Genomic DNA, 20,142 nt, shown 5'->3' with positions numbered 1-20,142 from the left:
CCGCGAAGAGGCCGGTACAGGCTCAACAGCAATCACATGTCATCGAAATACCGTTCATGCCAATCCACCAGTGGCTGCGGTGAATTCAGCTTCTGCCCGTAGATCACCGAATACGACAGCACGTTCTGTACATACTGGCGCGTTTCGTCGAACGGGATCGACTCCACCCACACATCGAAGCTCAGGTGCTTGGCCCCTTTGAGCCACTGTCGCACGCGCCCGGGCCCGGCGTTGTAGGCTGCCGAAGCCAGCACCCGGTTGCCGTTGAACTGGCTGTGTACCTGGCTCAGGTAGGCCGCACCCAGCTGGATGTTCTTGTCCGGGTTCAGCACTTGCGCCGGTGAGGCCAGCGGGATGCTGAACTTGCGTGCGGTTTCTTTGGCCGTGGCCGGCATCAGTTGCATCAAGCCGCTGGCGCCCACGGGTGAGCGTGCGTCCTCCATAAAGGCGCTTTCCTGGCGAGTGATGGCGAATACCCAGCTCGAATGCAGGCCGCGAACCTTGGCTTCACGCACCAGCGTGTCGCGGTGGGCCATGGGAAAGCGGATGTCCAGGTCGTCCCAGTACTGGGCCTGGCTGATGGTGCGGATGGCCGGGAAGTACCAGCGCAGCTCATAACCCAGGCGTGCCTGCGCAACCATTTCGTCACGGGTGAAGTGGCGGCTGACGTGGTACCACTCACGGCGGCCGTCGACGATCTGGCCGCGGGCGTGGAATTCCAGTGCGCGCTGGATGCCGGGCGTGTTGCGGACCTTCTTGACCAGTTGTGGGCTCAGCAGCAGCGGCTTGTTGTTCAGCTGGTAGGGTGTCTGTGCCCGATCGGCGGCGAGGAAGCCATAGAAGTCACGCTCACGCGCTGCGGTCTTGTAAAGCAGCGGGATCTGCGGGTTGTTGGGCTGTGCCAGCTCCAGGCTGCGAGCCTGCCAGTACTTCCAGCGGCTGGTGCTGGCCAGGTCCTGGGGAAGGCGTTTGGTCAGCTCGTAGGCGTCCTCCCAGCGGCCCAGGCGCAGCAGCAGGCGAAGGCGCCATTCGCTGACAGTGTTGTCACGCAGCTCGGGGTCATAGCGGGTCATCAGGTCGAGCGCGCGTGGGTCGTAGCGGCGTGCGAGGGTCAGGCCGATTTCGCGGGCGATGGCCACCTTTTCGTCACGCGAGAAGTGCATGCGCTGGGCGTAATCGTCGAGCAGCGCCATGGCCCGCTCCGGGTCCTGCCGGGCCAGGCGACGAAGGCCGAGGCTGACCACGTCGGACATGGCCTCGTTGACCGGGGTAAAGCGCGACGGCTGGTTGAGCAGCTCGGGCTTCTGCGCGACGTCGATCAGCAGGCGCCCCTGCGGGCCGAGGGTGGTCAGGGTCTTGACCAGGGTGTTGGCCAGGCCGTAGTTGCGCGCCTGGGCGGCCAGCTTGGTGCGTTCCCAGCGCTTGGCCTCGGTCAGTTGGCCTTCGGCTGCCCACATGCCGAACAGCGTGTCGCAGGCGGCAGGTTGCGATTTGCCGACGCTCCACAGCTTGTCGGCGGTGGCGTAACCTTCGGCGCGCAGGCCGTGGCTGAGCTGGTATTGGCCGTTGAGGCAGTCCAGTTCGGTGAAGTTGAGCTTGGGGTCGTAGTACTTGACGAAGGTATCCCACTCGCCGCGTTCGGCCAGCCAGCGCAACCAGCGCAGTTTCATCCAGTTGGCCTGGGGCAGGTCGCCATGCTTGGCAAGGAAACCTTCGATTTCCTGGTTGCTGGCACTCTTCAGGCGGGCGGTGAGTTCGTCGTAGACCAGGTAGGGCGTCAGCGGGTAGTCGCTCAAGGCCTGGGCATAGCGCAGGTACGGGCCTTTGTCGCCTTTGGCCAGCGCTCGCTTGGCCTCGTCATAGTACTGGCGTTGCAGGGTCAGGTCGGTGGCCTGCGCTGCGCAGGTGGCAGCGGTAAGCAGCAGGCAGGATGCGATATGTAACAGGCGGCTGCGCATGATACGTCCGGGCAGTTGAACCATGGGAAGTGTCGGCGGAGCCAGCACTATTGAAAGCTATTGCCTTAGCTTAGCTGTTTGCCGGCAGTGGGTGAAAGCACTGTGCTTGTATCGGGATATTAAGTTCGACCAGATGTCACCAGGTGCTCACTGGTTGGCCTGGCGGATGCCGTCGAAGGCCAAGTCAGGTAGAATGCGCGCCCGATTTATGGAGACGAACATGACCCTGCTCAAATTCAGCGATGTGTCCCTCGCATTCGGCGCCATGCCGCTGCTGGACAAAGTGTCCTGGCAGATCGCTCGTGGCGAGCGGGTGTGCATCATCGGCCGCAACGGCACCGGCAAGTCGAGCATGCTGCGCCTGGTCAAGGGCGAGCAGAAGGGCGACGACGGTGAAATCTGGCGTGCGCCTGGCCTGAAGATCGGTGAGTTGCCGCAGGAGCTGCCGGTGGCCGACGAGCGCACGGTGTTCGACGTGGTAGCCGCTGGTCTGGACGGCGTGGGCGAATTGCTGGCGCAGTTCCACCACCTGAGCATGAACATCCAGGGCGATGAAGACCTGGAAAAACTCATGCACGTCCAGCACGAGCTGGAAGCCCGCGACGGCTGGCGCCTGCAGCAGGTGGTGGAAAGCACACTCAGCCGCCTGCAGCTGCCGGCCGACAAGACCCTGGCCGAGCTGTCCGGTGGCTGGCGCCGCCGGGTACTGCTGGCCCAGGCGCTGGTGTCCGAGCCCGACCTGCTGCTGCTCGACGAACCGACCAACCACCTGGACATCGGTGCCATCGCCTGGCTCGAAGAGGCCCTGCGTGGCTTCAACGGCGCGGTATTGTTCATCACCCACGACCGTTCGTTCCTGCAGAACCTGGCCACCCGTATCCTCGAACTGGACCGCGGCGGCCTGATCGACTGGAACGGTGACTACGCCAGCTTCCTGGTGCACAAGGAGGCCGCACTGGCCGCCGAAGAAACCGCCAACGCGCTGTTCGACAAGCGCCTGGCCCAGGAAGAAGTGTGGATCCGCCAGGGTATCAAGGCCCGCCGTACCCGCAACGAAGGCCGCGTGCGTGCGCTGAAGGCCCTGCGTGTGGAGCGTGGCGAGCGCCGTGAACGACAGGGCAAGGCCAACATCCAGATCGAAGCCGCGGATAAATCCGGCAAGCAGGTGATGGTGCTGGAGAATGTCAGCTTCCATCACGCGGACGGGCCCCTGCTGGTCAAGGACTTTTCCATGGTCCTGCAGCGGCAGGATCGCATCGGTCTGCTGGGTGCAAACGGCACTGGCAAGACCACGTTGCTCAAGATGATGCTGGGCGACCTTGAGCCCACTGCGGGCAAAGTGGAGCGCGGCACCAAGCTTGAGGTGGCCTATTTCGACCAGATGCGCCACCAGCTCGACCTGGAAAAGACCGTGATCGACAACCTGGCCGAAGGCCGTGATTTCATCGAGATCGATGGCCAGAACCGGCACGTGCTGAGCTACCTGGGCGACTTCCTGTTCAGCCCCCAGCGCGCGCGTACGCCGGTCAAGGCGTTGTCGGGTGGTGAGCGTGCACGGTTGCTGCTGGCCAAGCTGTTCAGCAAGCCGGCCAACCTGCTGGTACTCGACGAACCGACCAACGACCTGGACGTGGAAACCCTCGAGCTGCTGGAAGAGGTGCTGTCCAACTACAAGGGCACCGTGCTGATGGTCAGCCACGACCGGGCCTTCCTCGACAACGTCGTGACCAGCACCCTGGTGTTCGAAGGCGAGGGCAAGGTGCGTGAGTATGTGGGCGGTTACGAGGACTGGATTCGCCAGGGCGGCTCGCCGAAGCTGCTGGGTGTGACCGAGAGCAAGGGCGGTAAGTCTGCGCTCAACAGCGCGGTAGTGGAGAAGGTCGAGGCCAAGCCTGAGCCTGTTGCGGCGCCGGTGGTGGAAGACGCTTCGAAGAAGAAGCTGAGCTACAAGCTGCAGCGTGAGCTGGAGATGCTGCCGGGGCAGATTGATGAGCTGGAGCAGCGTATGGCTGAAGCCCAGGAAGAAGTGAATGCGGCGGGCTTCTATCAGCGGCCGATTGCAGAAACTTCGGCGGTGCTGGCACGGATCGAGAAGCTGCAGGGCGAGCTGGATGTATTGGTGGAGCGCTGGGCTGAGCTGGAAAGCTGATGGGCGTTAGCCTGTTCCGGCCTCTTCGCGGGTAAAGCCGCACCTGCAGGGATTGCCATACCCTTGCAGGCGCGGACTGGCCCGCGAAGAGGCGGGTTCAGGTCCAGTCAATCCTTCTTCAGCAAGCGTACCGCCAGCACGTCACACGGCGCACCGTGCAGCACATCGTTGGCCGTGGAGCCCAGCAGCAATGCCAGGCCGTGACGGCCATGGCTGCCGACCACAATCAGGTCGCACTTCTGGTCCTTGGCCAACTGGTGAATTTCCTGGCGAGGCTGGCCGTAGGTCAGGTGCGAGTCGCCGCGGTTGATTCCCGGGTATTTGTTGAACAGCCGGTCCATGCGCTCCTTGGCCTGGTCGAACTGCTGCTGTTGCAGCTGCGACAGATCCATCGGTACGTCACCGCCGAAAGCCATGGCCATCGGCTCAACGATGTGCACCAGGGATACCTTGGCTTTCGAAGGCTCTGCCAGCGCCATGGCGCGCTTGATCACCGGGTCGCATTCTTCGGTCAGGTCGACGGCGACCAACAAATGTTCGTATTGCATGAGCGGTACTCCTGACAATCGCGATAGAAGAAGTATGGTCGCTTTAGGGCGGGTCTACCGTGAAAAATGGCTAACCAGCTCATTTGCAACGCTTTATGGGAACTACTGATATGACGGTATTGCTGGTGGTGTCAATCCTTGCGCTGATTCTCAGTCCGCTTTCCTGGCTGCGCAGCTCGCGCAAGCAGAGTGAGCAGATGAAGTTGCGCCTGGAGGCGCGGCGCATGGGTTTGGCCATGCAACTGGCGCCGCAGCAGTGGCCGCACTGGCTGGAAAAGGAGCCGCCCAGCCCCTGCCCGCAGTATCACAGAGCCCGGCGCCGTGGGCATGAGGACAGCTTCAGCTTCTGGCAGGTCAGCCCCGGGGTGTGGTGGAACCAGTGGCGTGAGCCCTGCGAAGACCCACGTTTCATGGGCGCGTTGTCGCGCTTGCCGGCGAGTGTGTACAAGGTCGAGGCCGATGCGCGGATGATTGCCCTGTACTGGACCGAACGTGGCGATACTGCTGTGTTGCAGGATGTTGCCTACGCCCTCGAAACCTTGGCTTGAGCGCCGCCCATGCGCGACTCCTGTAGGCGCGGATTCATCTGCGAACACCGGCAGAGCCGGTGCCAAACTGCGCGGTGCCTGCTTCGCGGGTAAACCCGCTCCTACGGGGCATCCAGGCTGGTCAATCTGTTCTGCAACGACAAAGCGGCGGCTCGGCATAACCCTGAAGGGGTGGGGTGCCAAGTCGCCGCTTTGCGTTCTGCTGCGCAGAAAAGGCCAGGCAGGCCGGGTTATTCATTCAAGCAAGTGCCAGTGTAGTCGCACTGGCTCGCCGCGCAAGCGCAAAGCAGTCAGCCAATGCTTGTGGTCAATCGCTGACATGAATGACCGGCGATCACTGTCATCATGTTTTGTACCCGGACGATAGAAAATGACTGGAAAGTCGCGTTTTCGCCGTGCTCGTGAGCATTTGACAACGCCCATCTTTTCGGAGAATGTGTGCACACCCAAATCAAACGGGCGTATGAATTGAGCGTTTGTATGTCATGACGCCAAGCCATACTTCCGACTAGCGCGCTGACGGGTGTGCCTGGGGCAAGGCAGCTTAGGCCTGCTTCTGCTGCAGTGATCGGCGTGTACAGTTCAGCTTCCATATCGTGGAGATCAGTTGATGATTTACGAAGGTAAAGCCATCACGGTTAAGGCTCTTGAAAGTGGCATCGTCGAGCTCAAGTTCGACCTCAAGGGTGAGTCCGTCAACAAGTTCAACCGCCTTACCCTGAACGAGCTGCGCCAGGCCGTCGATGCCATCCAGGCCGATGCCTCGGTCAAAGGCGTGATCGTCAGCAGTGGCAAGGACGTGTTCATCGTCGGCGCCGACATCACCGAGTTCGTCGACAACTTCAAGCTGCCTGAGGCCGAACTGGTCGCCGGCAACCTGGAAGCCAATCGTATCTTCAACGCCTTCGAAGACCTCGAAGTGCCGACCGTTGCCGCCATCAACGGCATCGCGCTGGGCGGCGGCCTGGAAATGTGCCTGGCGGCCGACTACCGGGTCATGTCCACCAGCGCCAGGATCGGCCTGCCGGAAGTCAAGCTGGGTATCTACCCGGGCTTTGGCGGTACCGTGCGCCTGCCGCGCCTGATCGGCTCGGACAACGCCATCGAGTGGATCGCCGCCGGCAAGGAAAACCGTGCCGAAGACGCCCTGAAAGTGGGGGCCGTCGACGCGGTGGTCGCCCCTGAGCTGCTGCTGGCCGGTGCCCTTGACCTGATCAAGCGTGCCATCAGTGGCGAGCTGGACTACAAGGCCAAGCGCCAGCCGAAGCTGGAAAAGCTCAAGCTCAATGCCATCGAGCAGATGATGGCCTTCGAGACGGCCAAGGGCTTCGTCGCTGGCCAGGCCGGCCCGAACTACCCGGCCCCGGTCGAAGCGATCAAGAGCATCCAGAAAGCCGCCAACTTCGGTCGCGACAAGGCCCTGGAAGTTGAAGCCGCAGGCTTTGCCAAGCTGGCCAAGACCTCGGTCGCCGAGAGCCTGATCGGCTTGTTCCTCAACGATCAGGAACTCAAGCGCAAGGCCAAGGCGCATGACGAGATCGCCCACGACGTGAAGCAGGCCGCCGTGCTCGGCGCCGGCATCATGGGCGGCGGCATCGCCTACCAATCGGCGGTCAAGGGTACGCCGATCCTGATGAAAGACATCCGCGAAGAAGCCATTCAGCTGGGTCTGAACGAGGCCTCCAAGTTGCTTGGCAACCGCGTCGAGAAGGGCCGCCTGACCCCAGCCAAGATGGCCGAGGCCCTCAACGCCATTCGCCCGACCCTGTCCTATGGCGATTTCGCCAATGTCGACATCGTCGTCGAGGCTGTGGTCGAGAACCCGAAGGTCAAGCAAGCGGTACTGGCGGAAGTGGAAGGCCAGGTGAAGGACGATGCGATCCTCGCTTCCAACACCTCTACCATCTCGATCAACCTGCTGGCCAAGGCGCTCAAGCGCCCGGAAAACTTCGTCGGCATGCACTTCTTCAACCCGGTGCACATGATGCCGCTGGTGGAAGTGATTCGTGGTGAGAAGTCCAGTGACGTGGCGGTCGCCACCACCGTGGCCTACGCCAAGAAAATGGGCAAGAACCCGATCGTGGTCAACGACTGCCCGGGCTTTTTGGTCAACCGCGTGCTGTTCCCGTACTTTGGCGGTTTTGCCAAGCTGGTCAGCGCCGGTGTCGACTTCGTGCGCATCGACAAGGTCATGGAGAAGTTCGGCTGGCCGATGGGCCCAGCCTACTTGATGGACGTGGTCGGCATCGACACCGGCCACCACGGCCGTGACGTCATGGCCGAAGGCTTCCCGGATCGCATGAAGGACGAGCGCCGCTCGGCAGTCGACGCGTTGTACGAGGCCAACCGCCTGGGCCAGAAGAACGGTAAGGGCTTCTACGCCTACGAAACCGACAAGCGCGGCAAGCCGAAGAAGGTTTTCGATGCCACCGTGCTCGACGTGCTCAAACCGATCGTGTTCGAGCAGCGCGAAGTCACTGACGAAGACATCATCAACTGGATGATGGTCCCGCTGTGCCTGGAGACCGTGCGTTGCCTGGAAGACGGCATCGTCGAAACCGCTGCCGAAGCCGACATGGGCCTGGTCTACGGCATTGGTTTCCCTCCCTTCCGCGGTGGTGCGCTGCGTTACATCGACTCGATCGGTGTGGCCGAATTCGTCGCCCTGGCCGATCAGTATGCCGACCTGGGGCCGCTGTACCACCCGACCGCCAAGCTGCGTGAAATGGCCAAGAACGGCCAGCGCTTCTTCAACTGAGCGGTCAACGAGCTAGAGCGAGAGATTTGATATGAGCCTGAATCCAAGAGACGTGGTGATTGTCGACTTCGGTCGCACGCCAATGGGCCGCTCCAAGGGTGGCATGCACCGCAACACCCGCGCCGAAGACATGTCGGCGCACCTGATCAGCAAGCTGCTGGAACGCAACGGCAAGGTTGACCCGAAAGAAGTCGAGGACGTGATCTGGGGCTGCGTCAACCAGACCCTGGAGCAGGGCTGGAACATCGCCCGCATGGCCTCGCTGATGACCCAGATCCCGCACACTTCCGCGGCGCAGACCGTCAGCCGCCTGTGCGGCTCGTCCATGAGCGCGCTGCACACGGCCGCCCAGGCGATCATGACCGGTAACGGTGATGTGTTCGTGGTCGGTGGCGTGGAGCACATGGGCCACGTCAGCATGATGCATGGCGTAGACCCCAACCCGCACCTGTCCTTGCATGCCGCCAAGGCTTCCGGGATGATGGGCCTGACTGCAGAAATGCTCGGCAAGATGCACGGCATCACCCGTGAGCAGCAGGACCTGTTCGGCTTGCGTTCGCACCAGCTGGCCCACAAGGCCACGGTCGAAGGCAAGTTCAAGGACGAGATCATCCCGATGCAGGGCTACGACGAGAACGGCTTCCTGAAGGTGTTCGATTTCGACGAAACCATTCGCCCGGAAACCACCCTCGAAGGCCTGGCATCGCTGAAGCCTGCGTTCAACCCGAAAGGCGGTACGGTCACGGCCGGTACCTCGTCGCAGATCACCGACGGCGCCTCGTGCATGATCGTCATGTCCGGTCAGCGTGCCATGGACCTCGGTATCCAGCCATTGGCGGTGATCCGTTCGATGGCAGTGGCCGGTGTCGACCCGGCAATCATGGGCTACGGCCCGGTGCCATCGACCCAGAAAGCCCTCAAGCGTGCGGGCTTGACCATGGCCGATATCGACTTCATCGAGCTCAACGAAGCCTTCGCTGCACAGGCCCTGCCCGTGCTGAAAGACTTGAAAGTGCTCGACAAGATGGATGAGAAGGTTAACCTGCACGGCGGCGCCATTGCTTTGGGCCACCCGTTTGGTTGCTCCGGGGCGCGGATTTCCGGCACCCTGCTCAACGTCATGAAGCAAAATGGCGGTACGCTGGGTGTTGCGACCATGTGCGTCGGCCTGGGCCAAGGTATCACCACTGTCTTCGAACGCGTCTGATCGCGTAGCGGGACAGCAGCCGGGGCCTAGTGCCCCGGTTTTGTTTTTTCAGGTTTTATTCAGGAGGTGAGCAACATGCAGATACAACCAGGCGTATACCGGCATTACAAAGGGCCTGAGTACCGTGTCTTCAGTGTTGCGCGGCACTCCGAAACCGAAGAGTGGATGGTGTTCTACCAATGCCTGTATGGTGATTACAGCTTCTGGGTACGTCCCCTGTCGATGTTCCAGGAGTCCGTCGAATTTGACGGCGAGCAGGTGCCACGCTTTGCTTTGGTCAAGGCCGAAGAGGGGCTGCCCGGGTTGCTGGGCAAGTCGCACGCGTGATCGTCCGAGCTTGACCTCACACTTTTGCCACTATATATAGCGGTGCCGCGTCTGGCACTTGGCGCGTTTTTTATCTTCAGATTCAGGAATACTCCGATCCATGGGCAAATCGCTGGTCATTGTGGAATCCCCGGCCAAGGCCAAGACCATCAACAAGTACCTGGGCAACCAGTACGTGGTGAAGTCGAGTATCGGCCATATCCGAGACCTCCCCACCAGCGGTTCGGCCAGCGCGAGCAAAGAGCCGGCCGCCAAGCGTGGCAAGGCTGCGGGTGAGGCGCCGGCGCTTTCGCCGAAAGAGAAGGCCCGCCGCCAGCTGGTGGCACGCATGGGCGTCGACCCCGACCATGGCTGGAAGGCCAAGTACGAGATCCTGCCTGGCAAGGAAAAGGTGATCGAAGAGCTGCGCCGCCTGGCCAAGGATGCCGACACCATCTATCTCGCAACCGACTTGGACCGCGAAGGGGAAGCCATTGCCTGGCACCTGCGCGAGGCCATCGGGGGTGACGACACCCGCTACAAGCGCGTGGTGTTCAACGAAATTACCAAGAAGGCCATTCAGGAAGCCTTCTCGCAGCCAGGCGAGCTGGACATCGACCGGGTCAACGCCCAGCAGGCGCGGCGTTTCCTCGACCGCGTGGTCGGTTACATGGTTTCGCCGCTGCTGTGGGCCAAGATTGCCCGTGGCCTGTCCGCTGGCCGTGTACAGTCGGTGGCGGTGAAGCTAGTGGTTGAGCGTGAGCGTGAGATCCGCGCCTTCATCCCGGAAGAGTACTGGGAGATCCACGCCGACCTCGGCACCGCCAAGAACGCCAAGGTGCGTTTCGAGGTGGCGCGCGAGAAGGGCGAGGCCTTCAAGCCGCTGAACGAAGCTCAGGCCATGGCTGCACTGGAAAAGCTCAAGGCTTCCAGTTACAGCGTGGTCAAGCGCGAAGACCGCCCGACCAGCAGCAAGCCATCGGCACCGTTCATTACGTCCACCTTGCAGCAAGCGGCCAGTAACCGCCTGGGCTTTGGCGTGAAGAAAACCATGATGATGGCCCAGCGCTTGTACGAAGCCGGTTACATCACTTACATGCGTACCGACTCGACCAACCTGTCGGCTGACGCCCTGGATATGGCACGCAGCTACATCGAACGGGAGTTCGGCAAGCAGTACCTGCCGGAGGCGCCACTGGTTTACGGCAGCAAGGAGGGCGCCCAGGAGGCGCACGAAGCGATTCGGCCTTCTGACGTGAATACCCACCCGACCAAGCTCAGCGGCATGGAGCGTGACGCCGAGCGGCTGTACGAGCTGATCTGGCGCCAGTTCCTGGCGTGCCAGATGCCGCCAGCGCAGTACCTGTCCACCAGCGTTACCGTCGCTGCCGGCGATTTCGAGCTGCGTGCCAAGGGCCGCATCCTCAAGTTCGACGGCTACACCCGTGTGCTGCCACAGCAGAGCAAGCCGGGCGAAGACGACGTGCTGCCAGAGATGGTTCAGGGTGAAGCACTCAAGCTGATCCAGATCGACCCGAGCCAGCACTTTACCAAGCCGCCTGCACGCTTTACCGAAGCCAGCCTGGTCAAGGAAATGGAAAAGCGCGGCATTGGCCGCCCATCGACCTACGCGGCGATCATTTCCACCATCCAGGACCGTGGCTATGTGACGCTGCACAACCGCCGCTTCTACTCCGAGAAGATGGGCGACATCGTCACCGAGCGCTTGTCGGAGAGCTTCTCCAACCTGATGGACTACGGCTTTACCGCCGACATGGAAGAGAACCTCGACGACGTGGCCCAGGGCGAGCGTGACTGGAAGAACGTGCTCGACGAGTTCTACGGCGATTTCAGCAAAAAGCTGCAGACTGCCGAGTCCAGCGAAGACGGCATGCGCGCCAACCAGCCGACCATGACCAACATTCCGTGCAAGGAATGTGGTCGGCCGATGATGATTCGCACCGCTTCTACGGGTGTGTTCCTGGGCTGCTCTGGCTACAGCCTGCCGCCGAAAGAGCGCTGCAAGGCTACCGTCAACCTGGTGCCGGGCGACGAGATTGCTGCTGACGACGAGGGCGAGTCGGAGTCGCGCGTACTGCTGGGCAAGCACCGTTGCCCGATCTGCGCCACCGCGATGGACGCCTACCTGCTGGACGAGAAACACAAACTGCACATCTGCGGTAACAACCCGGATTGTGTCGGTTACGAGATCGAAGAAGGCAACTACCGCATCAAGGGTTACGAAGGGCCGAGCCTGGAGTGCGACAAGTGCGGTAGCGAGATGCAATTGAAGACCGGCCGTTTCGGCAAGTTCTTCGGCTGCACCAACCCGGCATGCAAGAACACCCGCAAGCTGCTCAAGAGCGGCGAGGCGGCGCCACCGAAGATGGACAAGGTGGACATGCCGGAGCTCAAGTGCGAGAAGGTCGATGATACCTACGTGCTGCGCGACGGTGCTTCTGGGTTGTTCCTGGCTGCCAGCCAGTTCCCCAAGAACCGCGAAACCCGTGCGCCGCTGGTGCTGGAGATTGTGCCGCACAAGCATGAGATTGACCCGAAGTACCACTTCCTGTGCGATGCGCCGCAGAAAGACCCGGATGGCCGCCCGGCGGTGATTCGTTACAGCCGCAAGACCAAGGAGCAGTACGTGCAGTCCGAGGTCGATGGCAAGCCGACCGGTTGGAAGGCGTTTTACGACGGCAATGCCTGGAAGGTTGAAGACAAGCGCTGATCCATCGGTGCTGTGATTTGGGGCCGCTTTGCGCCCCTTCGCGGGCTTGCCCGCTCCCACAGGTATCGCGCCGCCCTTGAATGTGGCGCTGTACTGGTGGGAGCGGGCAAGCCCGCGAAGGGGCGCAAAGCGGCCCCAATCATTTATGATGCAGATATCCGCCTTGTAGCCTTATGGGAGGGCACTGAAATGGCCCAGGAACTCTACACCCGCACCAACCAGAAACTGTTCTTCGCCGGCCTCGCCCTCGAGTCCATGGCCAAGGCTGAACAAAGCCAGGCCATGAATGCCCAAGGCCTGGTCCAGGCTGAGCGCGAGTCGGCGCTGTTCCACCTGTATGGCGCTCTGTTGGGGCTGTGCCATGAAATCGGGGGCTTCTATCGCCTGCCGGTCGTCGCAACGGTGGAGCAAGCCCTGGCCGACGATGCCCTGAACGGTATCGCCATCCCGGAAGTGGCCGAGTTGCTGGAGCTGGCTCGCCAACGCGAAACCTGGCTGGCGCAAATGCTCGGTGCTTATGCCGATTTGTTCCGACCACCGGTCGCCAGAAAAGCGCCGAAAACCGACGTTACCCAGCCTCTGATTCAAGCCGTCAATCTTGATGAGCCTGAGCATCCAGCGCTGTCGCGTGCCGAGCTGGAAAGCTGGCGCAACGACCTCAAAAGTTTGGTGAGACGTTTCCGCGACGCGTTGAGTGAGTGCTGATAGCCGCAACGGCTGGTACAATAATCGCCTTTCGCGGAGAACTGCCATTTATGTCTACGTCTTTTCTGGAAATTGTCGAGTTGCCTGATGGCCGCATCGAACTTCGTCGCGCCGAGGATGAGGGCTCTCTGGTAACCCTGGATTTCTCGGAAGACGCCAAGGTGTTCCTGCAGGGTCAGCATGTGGAAGTGGCCAAGGCCATGCTCAGTGTGGGCGTGCAGATGGCCGGTCGCCTGATGGATGGCGAGCTCGAGCGTGATGAAGGGCCGCGTGTGCTGCACTGAGTGTGCGGCAGCGTATCAGGCTATTTGAAGTGACAGGCAAAGCCTGAACATCAGCCGAGGCGGATGTTCAGGCTTTGTGCGTTTCCGGCACTGGCTGCACGTAGCAGTTGCTGGCGTGCAGTGGCATTGACGTTGCCCAGCCAGCTCACCACGGTGTGGCTGAGGCCCAGGCGCAAAGCCTCACAGGCCAGCTGCAGCGCGCTTTGATTGCTGCGGGGTTGCAGCAGCAGAATACGTTCACGGTTGAGCCCGGCATCGCGCAGCCAGGCCTGGGTCAGGCTTGGCGGTGGGGCGATCAGGGTCAGCCAGCGGGCCTCGTCCTCTTCGCTCAGCTCGCGCAGCACGGGCGCCAGCAGGCTTTGGCAGTGGCCAGGGGCGCCGCGCAGCGACAGTTCGCTGAACAGCTCGGGCTGGCTGCTCTTGCGTGCCGGTTCCCTGGCTTTCAGGCCTGGCAGCACGGGCTGGGCGAGGAATGCTTCGAACAGGGGCAACTGGACTTGCTCGGGTGCGTGAATGAACTGCTGCATGACGCCTCCTGGATCAGCGGCGAATGACGCCGACGCTCAAGCCCTCGATCACCAGCTCCTGTTCTTTCAGGTCGACTTCGATGGGGGCGAATTCGGGGTTTTCGGCAAGCAGCCAGACTTTGCTGCCTTCACGCTTGAAGCGCTTGACGGTAACTTCGTCGCCGATGCGCGCCACCACGATCTGGCCGTTACGGGCTTCACGGCAGGTGTGCACCGCCAGCAGGTCACCGTCGAAGATGCCGACGTCCTTCATGCTCATGCCGTGTACGCGCAGCAAATAGTCGGCTTGGGGGTGGAAGAAGGCAGGGTTGATGTTGCAGGATTGCTCGATGTGCTGTTCGGCAAGAATCGGCGCACCGGCAGCGACCCGGCCGATGATGGGCAGGCCGGTTTCTTCGGCCTTGGCTTCCAGGCCAGGGATGCGGATGCCGCGGGAAGCGCCCGGCGTCATTTCGATCGCGCCCTTGCGGGCAAGGGCCTTGAGGTGCTCCTCGGCGGCATTGGGCGACTTGAAGCCCAGCTCCTGAGCAATCTCGGCGCGGGTAGGCGGGAAGCCGTTGTCTTCCAGGCAGCGCTTGATGAACGCGAGAATTTCGGCTTGGCGTGGCGTCAGTTTCAACATGGTAAGCGCTCTGTCTTTTTGTACAGTGACTGGGATTATATACAGTACTGAGTGCGCTGCAAGCCAAAAGCCGCAATAAACAGAAGAGGTGGCGCTTGCAGTGGGCCGGCTGGCGCTTTTAAATGGCGACCGCCCAGTCACCGAGCCTTGACAGAAGCAGGGCTGAAACGTATGTTTCAAACACCTGTTTGTCTGGCGGAGTAGTCGGAGTAGTCATGGCCCAATCGGAAACCGTTGAACGCATTCTCGATGCTGCCGAGCAGCTGTTCGCGGAAAGGGGGTTCGCCGAAACCTCGTTGCGGCTGATTACCAGCAAGGCCGGGGTCAACCTGGCGGCAGTCAACTATCATTTCGGCTCCAAGAAGGCGCTGATCCAGGCTGTTTTTTCGCGTTTCCTCGGCCCATTCTGCGCCAGTCTCGAGCGTGAGCTGGAGCGCCGCCAGGCCAAGCCGGAGCAAAAGCCCAGCCTTGAAGAACTGCTGGAAATGCTCGTAGAGCAGGCGCTGGCCGTGCAGCCGCGTAGCAACAACGACCTGTCGATCTTCATGCGCCTGCTGGGTCTGGCGTTCAGCCAGAGCCAGGGTCACCTGCGGCGCTATCTGGAAGACATGTACGGCAAGGTGTTCCGCCGCTACATGCTGCTGGTGAACGAGGCTGCGCCACGCATTCCGCCACTGGAACTGTTCTGGCGTGTGCACTTCATGCTGGGTGCCGCGGCCTTCAGCATGTCCGGTATCAAGGCCTTGCGGGCGATTGCCGAGACTGACTTCGGCATCAATACCTCGATCGAGCAGGTGATGCGCCTGATGGTGCCGTTCCTGGCGGCAGGCATGCGCGCTGACAGCGGTGTGACCGACGAGGCGATGGCCACTGCGCAGCTGCGTCCGCGAACCAAGACCAGTTCGGCTACCGCCAAGGCCTGAAGGCTGGGCGTGGCGGGGCGCTTCCGCTAAGCTAGCGCCCATGCCCTATCTCGATCTACTTCACATTTCCCTTGCTGACCAGCGCCTTTATGGCTTCGCCTGTGGCCAACAGCGCGTGTCTGCCGGTGTCTGCTGCCCCCCGGTGGGCTTCTCTCTGTCTTCAATGAAGGATTACCCATGACTGTCAGCCTGCAAGGCTCCCTGATGGTGGATATCGCCGGTAAATGGCTGACCGCCGAAGACCGTCAACTGCTTCGCCAGCCGGAAGTGGCTGGCCTGATCATCTTCGCCCGCAATATCGACAGCCCGCGCCAGGTGCGCGAACTGTGCGCGTCCATCCGCGCCATTCGCCCCGAGCTGATCCTGGCAGTGGATCAGGAAGGTGGTCGCGTACAGCGTCTGCGCCAGGGCTTTGTGCGCCTGCCGGCCATGCGTGCGCTGGCCGATAACGACAATGCTGAATACCTGGCTGAACAGTGCGGCTGGCTGATGGCGACCGAGGTACTGGCAGTTGGCCTGGACCTCAGCTTCGCTCCGGTGCTCGACCTGGACCACCAGCGTAGCGCCGTGGTGGGCAGCCGCGCCTTCGAGGGTGACCCGCTGCGTGCAACGCGACTGGCCGGCGCGTTCATCCGAGGCATGAATGCGGCAGGTATGGCCGCGTGTGGCAAGCATTTCCCGGGGCATGGCTGGGCCGAAGCCGATTCGCACGTGGCCATCCCCACCGATGAGCGCAGCCTGGAACAACTGCGCCAGGCCGACCTGGTGCCGTTTACCCGCCTGAGTGGGCAGCTGGCGGCAGTGATGCCGGCGCATGTCATCTACCCGCAGGTTGACAACCAGCCCGCTGGCTTCTCGCGGCGTTGGTTGCAGGACATCCTGCGTGGCGAGCTGGGCTTTGATGGGGTGATTTTCAGTGATGACCTGTCGATGGCCGGTGCGCATGTGGTGGGCGACGCGGCCAGCCGTATCGAGGCGGCGCTGAGCGCCGGTTGTGATATGGGCCTGGTGTGCAATGACCGGGCGGCGGCGGAGCTGGCGCTGAGTGCGGCGCAGCGCATGAAGGTCAAGCCATCGCCGCGGATTGCGCGGATGCGTGGGCAAGGGTTTGCGCGGACCGATTATCGCCAGCAGCCGCGCTGGCTGGAGGCGTTGGGGGCGTTGAAGGAAGCTCAGCTGGTCGATTGACTGCGCTGGCCTGTTCGCGCTCACAGGTACCGCATCTCATGCTTGTAGGCGCGGGTTTACCCGCGAATTTGGTGGCGGCGGCAACGGTGAACGGCGGGTTGTAATTGGCCAGCAGGTCCGGCCTCTTCGCGGGTAAACCCGCTCCTACGGCGACCTGTGCCGAACCACCGATGCGTGCCTGTAGGCGCGGGTTTACCCGCGAATTTGGTGGCGGCGGCAACGGTGAACGGCGGGTGGTAATTGGCCAGCAGGTCCGGCCTCTTCGCGGGTAAACCCGCTCCTACGACGACCTGTGCCGAACCACCGATGCGTGTGTAGGCGCGGGCTTGCCCGCGAAGAGGTCCGCACAGGCTGTATCCGCTTTTGGTCTACCGCCCGCGCTTTCCGGGCAATGGCGCAAACAGGGCCTCGATTTCTTCATCGCCAAGCCGCCATTGCCCAGCCTGCCCGCCGTCCAGCAGGCTGGCCGCCAATGCAGCCTTTTCCTGCTGCAACAACTGGATCTTCTCTTCCACCGTACCCCGGGTAATCAGCTTGAACACGAACACCGGCTTGTCCTGGCCGATGCGGTAGGCACGGTCGGTAGCTTGGTTTTCGCTGGCCGGGTTCCACCAGGGGTCGAAGTGGATCACGGTGTCCGCCGCCGTCAGGTTCAAGCCTACGCCCCCTGCCTTGAGGCTGATCAGGAACACTTCGCTTTCACCTCGCTGGAACTGCTGCACTGGCGTGCGACGGTCGCGAGTATCACCGGTCAGCAGGCTGTAACGGATTTTGCGCTTCTCAAGCTCCTGCTCGATCAGCGCCAGCATCGAGGTGAACTGTGAGAACAACAACACCCGGCGCCCTTCGCTGAGCAGTTCTTCGAGCATCTCCAGCAGCGCACCCAGCTTGCCCTTGTCGGCCTGGTTGCCTTTGCTTTCTACCCCCTTGACCAGGCGCAGGTCACAGCACACCTGGCGCAGCTTGAGCAACGCATCGAGGATCACGATCTGGCTGCGTGCGGCGCCATTGCGGGCGATTTCGTCGCGGACTTTCTGGTCCATGGCCACTCGCACGGCTTCATACGTATCGCGCTGGGCATCACTGAGCTCGACCCAGTGCACCATCTCGGTCTTGGCCGGCAGTTCTGTGGCCACCTGCTCCTTGGTGCGGCGCAGCAGGAACGGTCGGATGCGGCTGGCCAGGTGGGCCATGCGCTCGCTGTCACCGTGGCGTTCGATTGGGTTGCGGTAATCCTGGTTGAAGCGCTTCAGGTCGCCCAGCCAGCCGGGCATCAGGAAGTGGAAGATCGACCACAGTTCGCCCAGGTTGTTTTCCATCGGTGTGCCGGTCAGGCACAAACGCTGCCCGGCCTGTAGCTCGCAGACGGCGAGGGCAGCCTTGCTGCTGCTGCTCTTGATGTTTTGCGCCTCGTCCAGTATCAGCACGTGCCAGGCCTGGGGGCGCAGCTGTTCCAGGTCGCGTGGCATCAGGGCGTAAGTGGTCAGGACCAGATCGTACTCATGGAGTTTGGTGAAGTGCTTGCTGCGCCCCGGCCCATGCAGTGCCAGGACGCGCAGGTCGGGGGCGAAGCGCTGGGCTTCGTCCAGCCAGTTGGGTATGAGGCTGGTCGGCATGACTGCCAGGGCCGGTGCATTCAGGCGCCCGGACTGTTTCTCCAGCAGCAGATGGGCCAAGGCCTGCAGGGTCTTGCCCAGGCCCATGTCGTCGCCGAGGATGCCGCCGGTACCCATCTCGCGCAGGGCCTGCAGCCAGTTCAAGCCTTGCTGCTGATAGGGGCGCAAGCTGGCCTGCAGCCCTGTGGGCGGTTCTACCTGCAGGTCCCGGGCATCGCGCAGGCGCCGGCCCAGATCGCGTACGTGCTCGCCACCTTCCCAGTGCAGGGGCAGGCCTTCTATTTCGTTCAGGCGCGCGGCGTCGGCGCGCTCCATGCGCAGGGACGGGCCTGCAGTGTCCTCGTGCAGGTAGAGCTCGCCCAGGGTGCCCATGACTGCCTTGATGCGGCCATAGGGCAGGGCGACGCGCAAAGCCGGGGCATCGAGACGGCCGCGATTGAGGTCGATCAGCAGGTGTTCATCATCGCTGCGCCGGGCCAGTTCGCTAGGGCGTAGCAGCTCCGGGCTGCTGCGCAGCAGGTGCAACACGATCGGCAGCAGGCTGTGGCGCTGGCCATCGACCACGATGCCGAGTTCCAGGTCGAACCATTCATGGCCAGGCGCTTCGTCGATGGTTGCATACCAGTCGTCCACCTCCTGCAGGTTGAAGGCGAAGTCGCGGTGAATATCGATGTCCCAGCCGGCTTCGCGCAGGCGCGGCAGGCCTTCGCGGGCAAAGCGCAGCCAGGCTTCGTCGTCAGGCAACTGGTGCATTTCGCCGGCGCTGTCGGGTAGGGCCTTGCTCTGCCGTGTGGCGGGCTTGAAGCCGAAATCGCGCAGCACCTTGCGCAGCGCCTGCTCGGCTTGAGTCTGGCGGCGAATGCGCTGGCTGGTGCTGCCTGCCAGGCGGGTCAGCGGCTTTTCGTCGGTGCCGCTGGCCTGCAAGCCGTCATAATCGAACGCCAATGCGGCGCGGTGTTGCATTTGCCGTTGCATGCGACCGGTTTTCGGCATGTAGGCGGTGTATTCAAGGCTGCCGAGAGCAAGAAGGGGCTTTGGCTGGATGTTATCGAGCACCTGCTCCTGCACTTGCGTCGGGGTCGGCACCTTATGGCTGAGGGCATTGAGCTTGTGGCTCAGGGGTACGACCAGGTGTTCCGGCACGTCGGGTGCAATAGTCAGCTGTACGGCGACGTGGGGATCCAGGCTGTGCTCGACCTTGCCCACTTCACGGGTCGGCAGGTCCAGGTAGTAAAGCGGCAGCAGCGGGATGACGCAGCGCAGCATCGCTTCGCCGCTGTACCACCGCCCCCGGTAATTTCCGTTGTCCAGGCGTACCCAGCGAAACTCGGCGTGGCGCACCGGGCCTTCATGAAGCAGGGGGAGGTCGGTGTCGAAGAACATCCGCCCGGTTTCGAGGGCGCGCTGGAACAGCTCGCCACCTTCATGGCCCTTCAGTCGGTAGCCGCGATCCTGGCCGCCGCCCTGATTCAGGGCCGAGAGCAGGCGCAGAATGCGGATGTCTTCGTCTGTTACGAAGCGCGGTGGCTCGTAGAGGAAATCGTAAAGGGACTGGACGCGGCTGAAGCGGATGCCGTCCTCCGTTCGCGTGCCCTTGCGCACAAGCAGGGCGCAGCCCGCATCGTCGGTGAGCTGCAGCTGATAGCACACCATGCGCCCGCGTTTGTCTTCGGTCGCGTCGGTCTTGGGTGGGGCCTGCTCCAGGCCGCTCAACCAGTGCTGCAGTTCGGCGGACAAGGCGCCCGGGTTGGCTTGCGTGTCCTTACTGCTGGAAAAGCGCTCGCTGACGCAGAAAAGGACAGCGGCGCAATGCTTGCAGTTTTGCCGTACCGGGCAATCGCAGTCACCGCGCACATGGCACCGGCCGCCCGCTACGTGCAACTTGATGTGTTGCCGGTAGTGGTTGTTGCCGCTCCCCTGGCAACTGGCCGTTATGGTTGGCCCATGAATGCCTTCCAGTTCGGCCCTGCCTTCCTCGGCATAGCGCTCACCGCGCTGCAGGGCAGCTTTGCTGAACGATTGAATCCAGTTCGGATAGGCGTTCACCATTTCGGCGGCATCGTCCTTCATGG

15 protein-coding genes are annotated in these 20,142 nt (G+C 62.3%); 10 read left to right on the top strand and 5 right to left on the bottom strand.

What is annotated here, in order from left to right; genetic code table 11:
- Nucleotides 1–32: 32 nt before the first annotated feature.
- Nucleotides 33–1,958: a transglycosylase SLT domain-containing protein gene (locus ACZ889_RS23300; RefSeq protein ID WP_003248757.1), complete on the bottom strand. Its 1,926-nt coding sequence runs from the start codon at nucleotides 1,956–1,958 to the stop codon at nucleotides 33–35.
- Nucleotides 1,959–2,178: 220 nt separating this feature from the next.
- Between ACZ889_RS23300 and ACZ889_RS23295 the strand changes: the two genes are divergently transcribed.
- Nucleotides 2,179–4,107, top strand: coding sequence for an ATP-binding cassette domain-containing protein (locus tag ACZ889_RS23295; protein WP_476257849.1), 1,929 nt, complete (start codon nucleotides 2,179–2,181; stop codon nucleotides 4,105–4,107).
- Nucleotides 4,108–4,214: 107 nt separating this feature from the next.
- Here ACZ889_RS23295 and ACZ889_RS23290 read toward each other — a convergent pair whose 3' ends face one another.
- Nucleotides 4,215–4,655, bottom strand: coding sequence for a universal stress protein (locus ACZ889_RS23290; RefSeq protein ID WP_047604588.1), 441 nt, complete (start codon nucleotides 4,653–4,655; stop codon nucleotides 4,215–4,217).
- A 110-nt stretch (nucleotides 4,656–4,765) separates the two neighbouring features.
- Between ACZ889_RS23290 and ACZ889_RS23285 the strand changes: the two genes are divergently transcribed.
- From ACZ889_RS23285 to ACZ889_RS23255, 7 genes are all read left to right on the top strand, one after another.
- Nucleotides 4,766–5,203, top strand: coding sequence for a hypothetical protein (locus ACZ889_RS23285; RefSeq protein ID WP_003248762.1), 438 nt, complete (start codon nucleotides 4,766–4,768; stop codon nucleotides 5,201–5,203).
- 610 nt (nucleotides 5,204–5,813) lie between these two features.
- Nucleotides 5,814–7,961, top strand: coding sequence for a fatty acid oxidation complex subunit alpha FadB (gene fadB / locus ACZ889_RS23280; RefSeq protein WP_014753932.1), 2,148 nt, complete (start codon nucleotides 5,814–5,816; stop codon nucleotides 7,959–7,961).
- A gap of 31 nt (nucleotides 7,962–7,992) precedes the next feature.
- Nucleotides 7,993–9,168: an acetyl-CoA C-acyltransferase FadA gene (gene fadA / locus ACZ889_RS23275; protein ID WP_003248768.1), complete on the top strand. Its 1,176-nt coding sequence runs from the start codon at nucleotides 7,993–7,995 to the stop codon at nucleotides 9,166–9,168.
- Nucleotides 9,169–9,243: 75 nt separating this feature from the next.
- Nucleotides 9,244–9,495: a DUF1653 domain-containing protein gene (locus ACZ889_RS23270; protein WP_003248769.1), complete on the top strand. Its 252-nt coding sequence runs from the start codon at nucleotides 9,244–9,246 to the stop codon at nucleotides 9,493–9,495.
- Between the two features lie 100 nt (nucleotides 9,496–9,595).
- Nucleotides 9,596–12,205: a type I DNA topoisomerase gene (gene topA, locus ACZ889_RS23265; protein ID WP_003248770.1), complete on the top strand. Its 2,610-nt coding sequence runs from the start codon at nucleotides 9,596–9,598 to the stop codon at nucleotides 12,203–12,205.
- 189 nt (nucleotides 12,206–12,394) lie between these two features.
- Complete coding sequence (locus ACZ889_RS23260) at nucleotides 12,395–12,910, top strand: DUF6586 family protein (protein WP_003248773.1); 516 nt, start codon at nucleotides 12,395–12,397, stop codon at nucleotides 12,908–12,910.
- A 50-nt stretch (nucleotides 12,911–12,960) separates the two neighbouring features.
- Nucleotides 12,961–13,194: a hypothetical protein gene (locus ACZ889_RS23255; RefSeq protein ID WP_003248777.1), complete on the top strand. Its 234-nt coding sequence runs from the start codon at nucleotides 12,961–12,963 to the stop codon at nucleotides 13,192–13,194.
- Nucleotides 13,195–13,244: 50 nt separating this feature from the next.
- Here the strand turns inward: ACZ889_RS23255 and sulA are convergent, their stop codons facing one another.
- A complete protein-coding gene (gene sulA / locus ACZ889_RS23250) occupies nucleotides 13,245–13,721 on the bottom strand; it encodes an SOS-induced cell division inhibitor SulA (RefSeq protein WP_003248779.1) in 477 nt (158 codons plus the stop codon).
- Between the two features lie 13 nt (nucleotides 13,722–13,734).
- Complete coding sequence (gene lexA / locus ACZ889_RS23245; protein ID WP_003248781.1) at nucleotides 13,735–14,343, bottom strand: transcriptional repressor LexA; 609 nt, start codon at nucleotides 14,341–14,343, stop codon at nucleotides 13,735–13,737.
- Between the two features lie 215 nt (nucleotides 14,344–14,558).
- On the opposite strand from lexA, the gene ACZ889_RS23240 reads away from it, so the two are divergent.
- The gene (locus tag ACZ889_RS23240) at nucleotides 14,559–15,266 is read left to right on the top strand and encodes a TetR/AcrR family transcriptional regulator (RefSeq protein ID WP_003248784.1); all 708 of its coding nucleotides are present in this window, start codon (nucleotides 14,559–14,561) and stop codon (nucleotides 15,264–15,266) included.
- 189 nt (nucleotides 15,267–15,455) lie between these two features.
- Nucleotides 15,456–16,454, top strand: coding sequence for a beta-N-acetylhexosaminidase (gene nagZ / locus ACZ889_RS23235; RefSeq protein ID WP_172402813.1), 999 nt, complete (start codon nucleotides 15,456–15,458; stop codon nucleotides 16,452–16,454).
- Between the two features lie 368 nt (nucleotides 16,455–16,822).
- On the opposite strand, the gene ACZ889_RS23230 is transcribed toward nagZ, so the two are convergent.
- Nucleotides 16,823–20,140, bottom strand: coding sequence for a DEAD/DEAH box helicase (locus ACZ889_RS23230; RefSeq protein WP_476257848.1), 3,318 nt, complete (start codon nucleotides 20,138–20,140; stop codon nucleotides 16,823–16,825).
- Nucleotides 20,141–20,142 lie beyond the last annotated feature (2 nt).

This window comes from Pseudomonas sp. TE3895 (genome assembly GCF_056278855.1).
The sequence above is the reverse complement of the archived record's forward strand: the minus strand, read 5'-3'. Positions and strand labels throughout refer to the sequence as shown.

Excerpts from the sequence above, each read along its gene's own strand:
- ACZ889_RS23285 (WP_003248762.1), top strand. The coding sequence starts at position 4,766 with ATGACGGTATTGCTGGTGGTGTCAATCCTTGCGCTGATTCTCAGTCCG.
- lexA (WP_003248781.1), bottom strand. The coding sequence starts at position 14,343 with ATGTTGAAACTGACGCCACGCCAAGCCGAAATTCTCGCGTTCATCAAG.
- ACZ889_RS23290 (WP_047604588.1), bottom strand. The coding sequence starts at position 4,655 with ATGCAATACGAACATTTGTTGGTCGCCGTCGACCTGACCGAAGAATGC.
- ACZ889_RS23260 (WP_003248773.1), top strand. The coding sequence starts at position 12,395 with ATGGCCCAGGAACTCTACACCCGCACCAACCAGAAACTGTTCTTCGCC.
- ACZ889_RS23255 (WP_003248777.1), top strand. The coding sequence starts at position 12,961 with ATGTCTACGTCTTTTCTGGAAATTGTCGAGTTGCCTGATGGCCGCATC.
- ACZ889_RS23230 (WP_476257848.1), bottom strand. The coding sequence starts at position 20,140 with ATGAAGGACGATGCCGCCGAAATGGTGAACGCCTATCCGAACTGGATT.
- ACZ889_RS23240 (WP_003248784.1), top strand. The coding sequence starts at position 14,559 with ATGGCCCAATCGGAAACCGTTGAACGCATTCTCGATGCTGCCGAGCAG.
- topA (WP_003248770.1), top strand. The coding sequence starts at position 9,596 with ATGGGCAAATCGCTGGTCATTGTGGAATCCCCGGCCAAGGCCAAGACC.
- ACZ889_RS23300 (WP_003248757.1), bottom strand. The coding sequence starts at position 1,958 with ATGCGCAGCCGCCTGTTACATATCGCATCCTGCCTGCTGCTTACCGCT.
- fadB (WP_014753932.1), top strand. The coding sequence starts at position 5,814 with ATGATTTACGAAGGTAAAGCCATCACGGTTAAGGCTCTTGAAAGTGGC.
- fadA (WP_003248768.1), top strand. The coding sequence starts at position 7,993 with ATGAGCCTGAATCCAAGAGACGTGGTGATTGTCGACTTCGGTCGCACG.
- ACZ889_RS23295 (WP_476257849.1), top strand. The coding sequence starts at position 2,179 with ATGACCCTGCTCAAATTCAGCGATGTGTCCCTCGCATTCGGCGCCATG.
- ACZ889_RS23270 (WP_003248769.1), top strand. The coding sequence starts at position 9,244 with ATGCAGATACAACCAGGCGTATACCGGCATTACAAAGGGCCTGAGTAC.
- sulA (WP_003248779.1), bottom strand. The coding sequence starts at position 13,721 with ATGCAGCAGTTCATTCACGCACCCGAGCAAGTCCAGTTGCCCCTGTTC.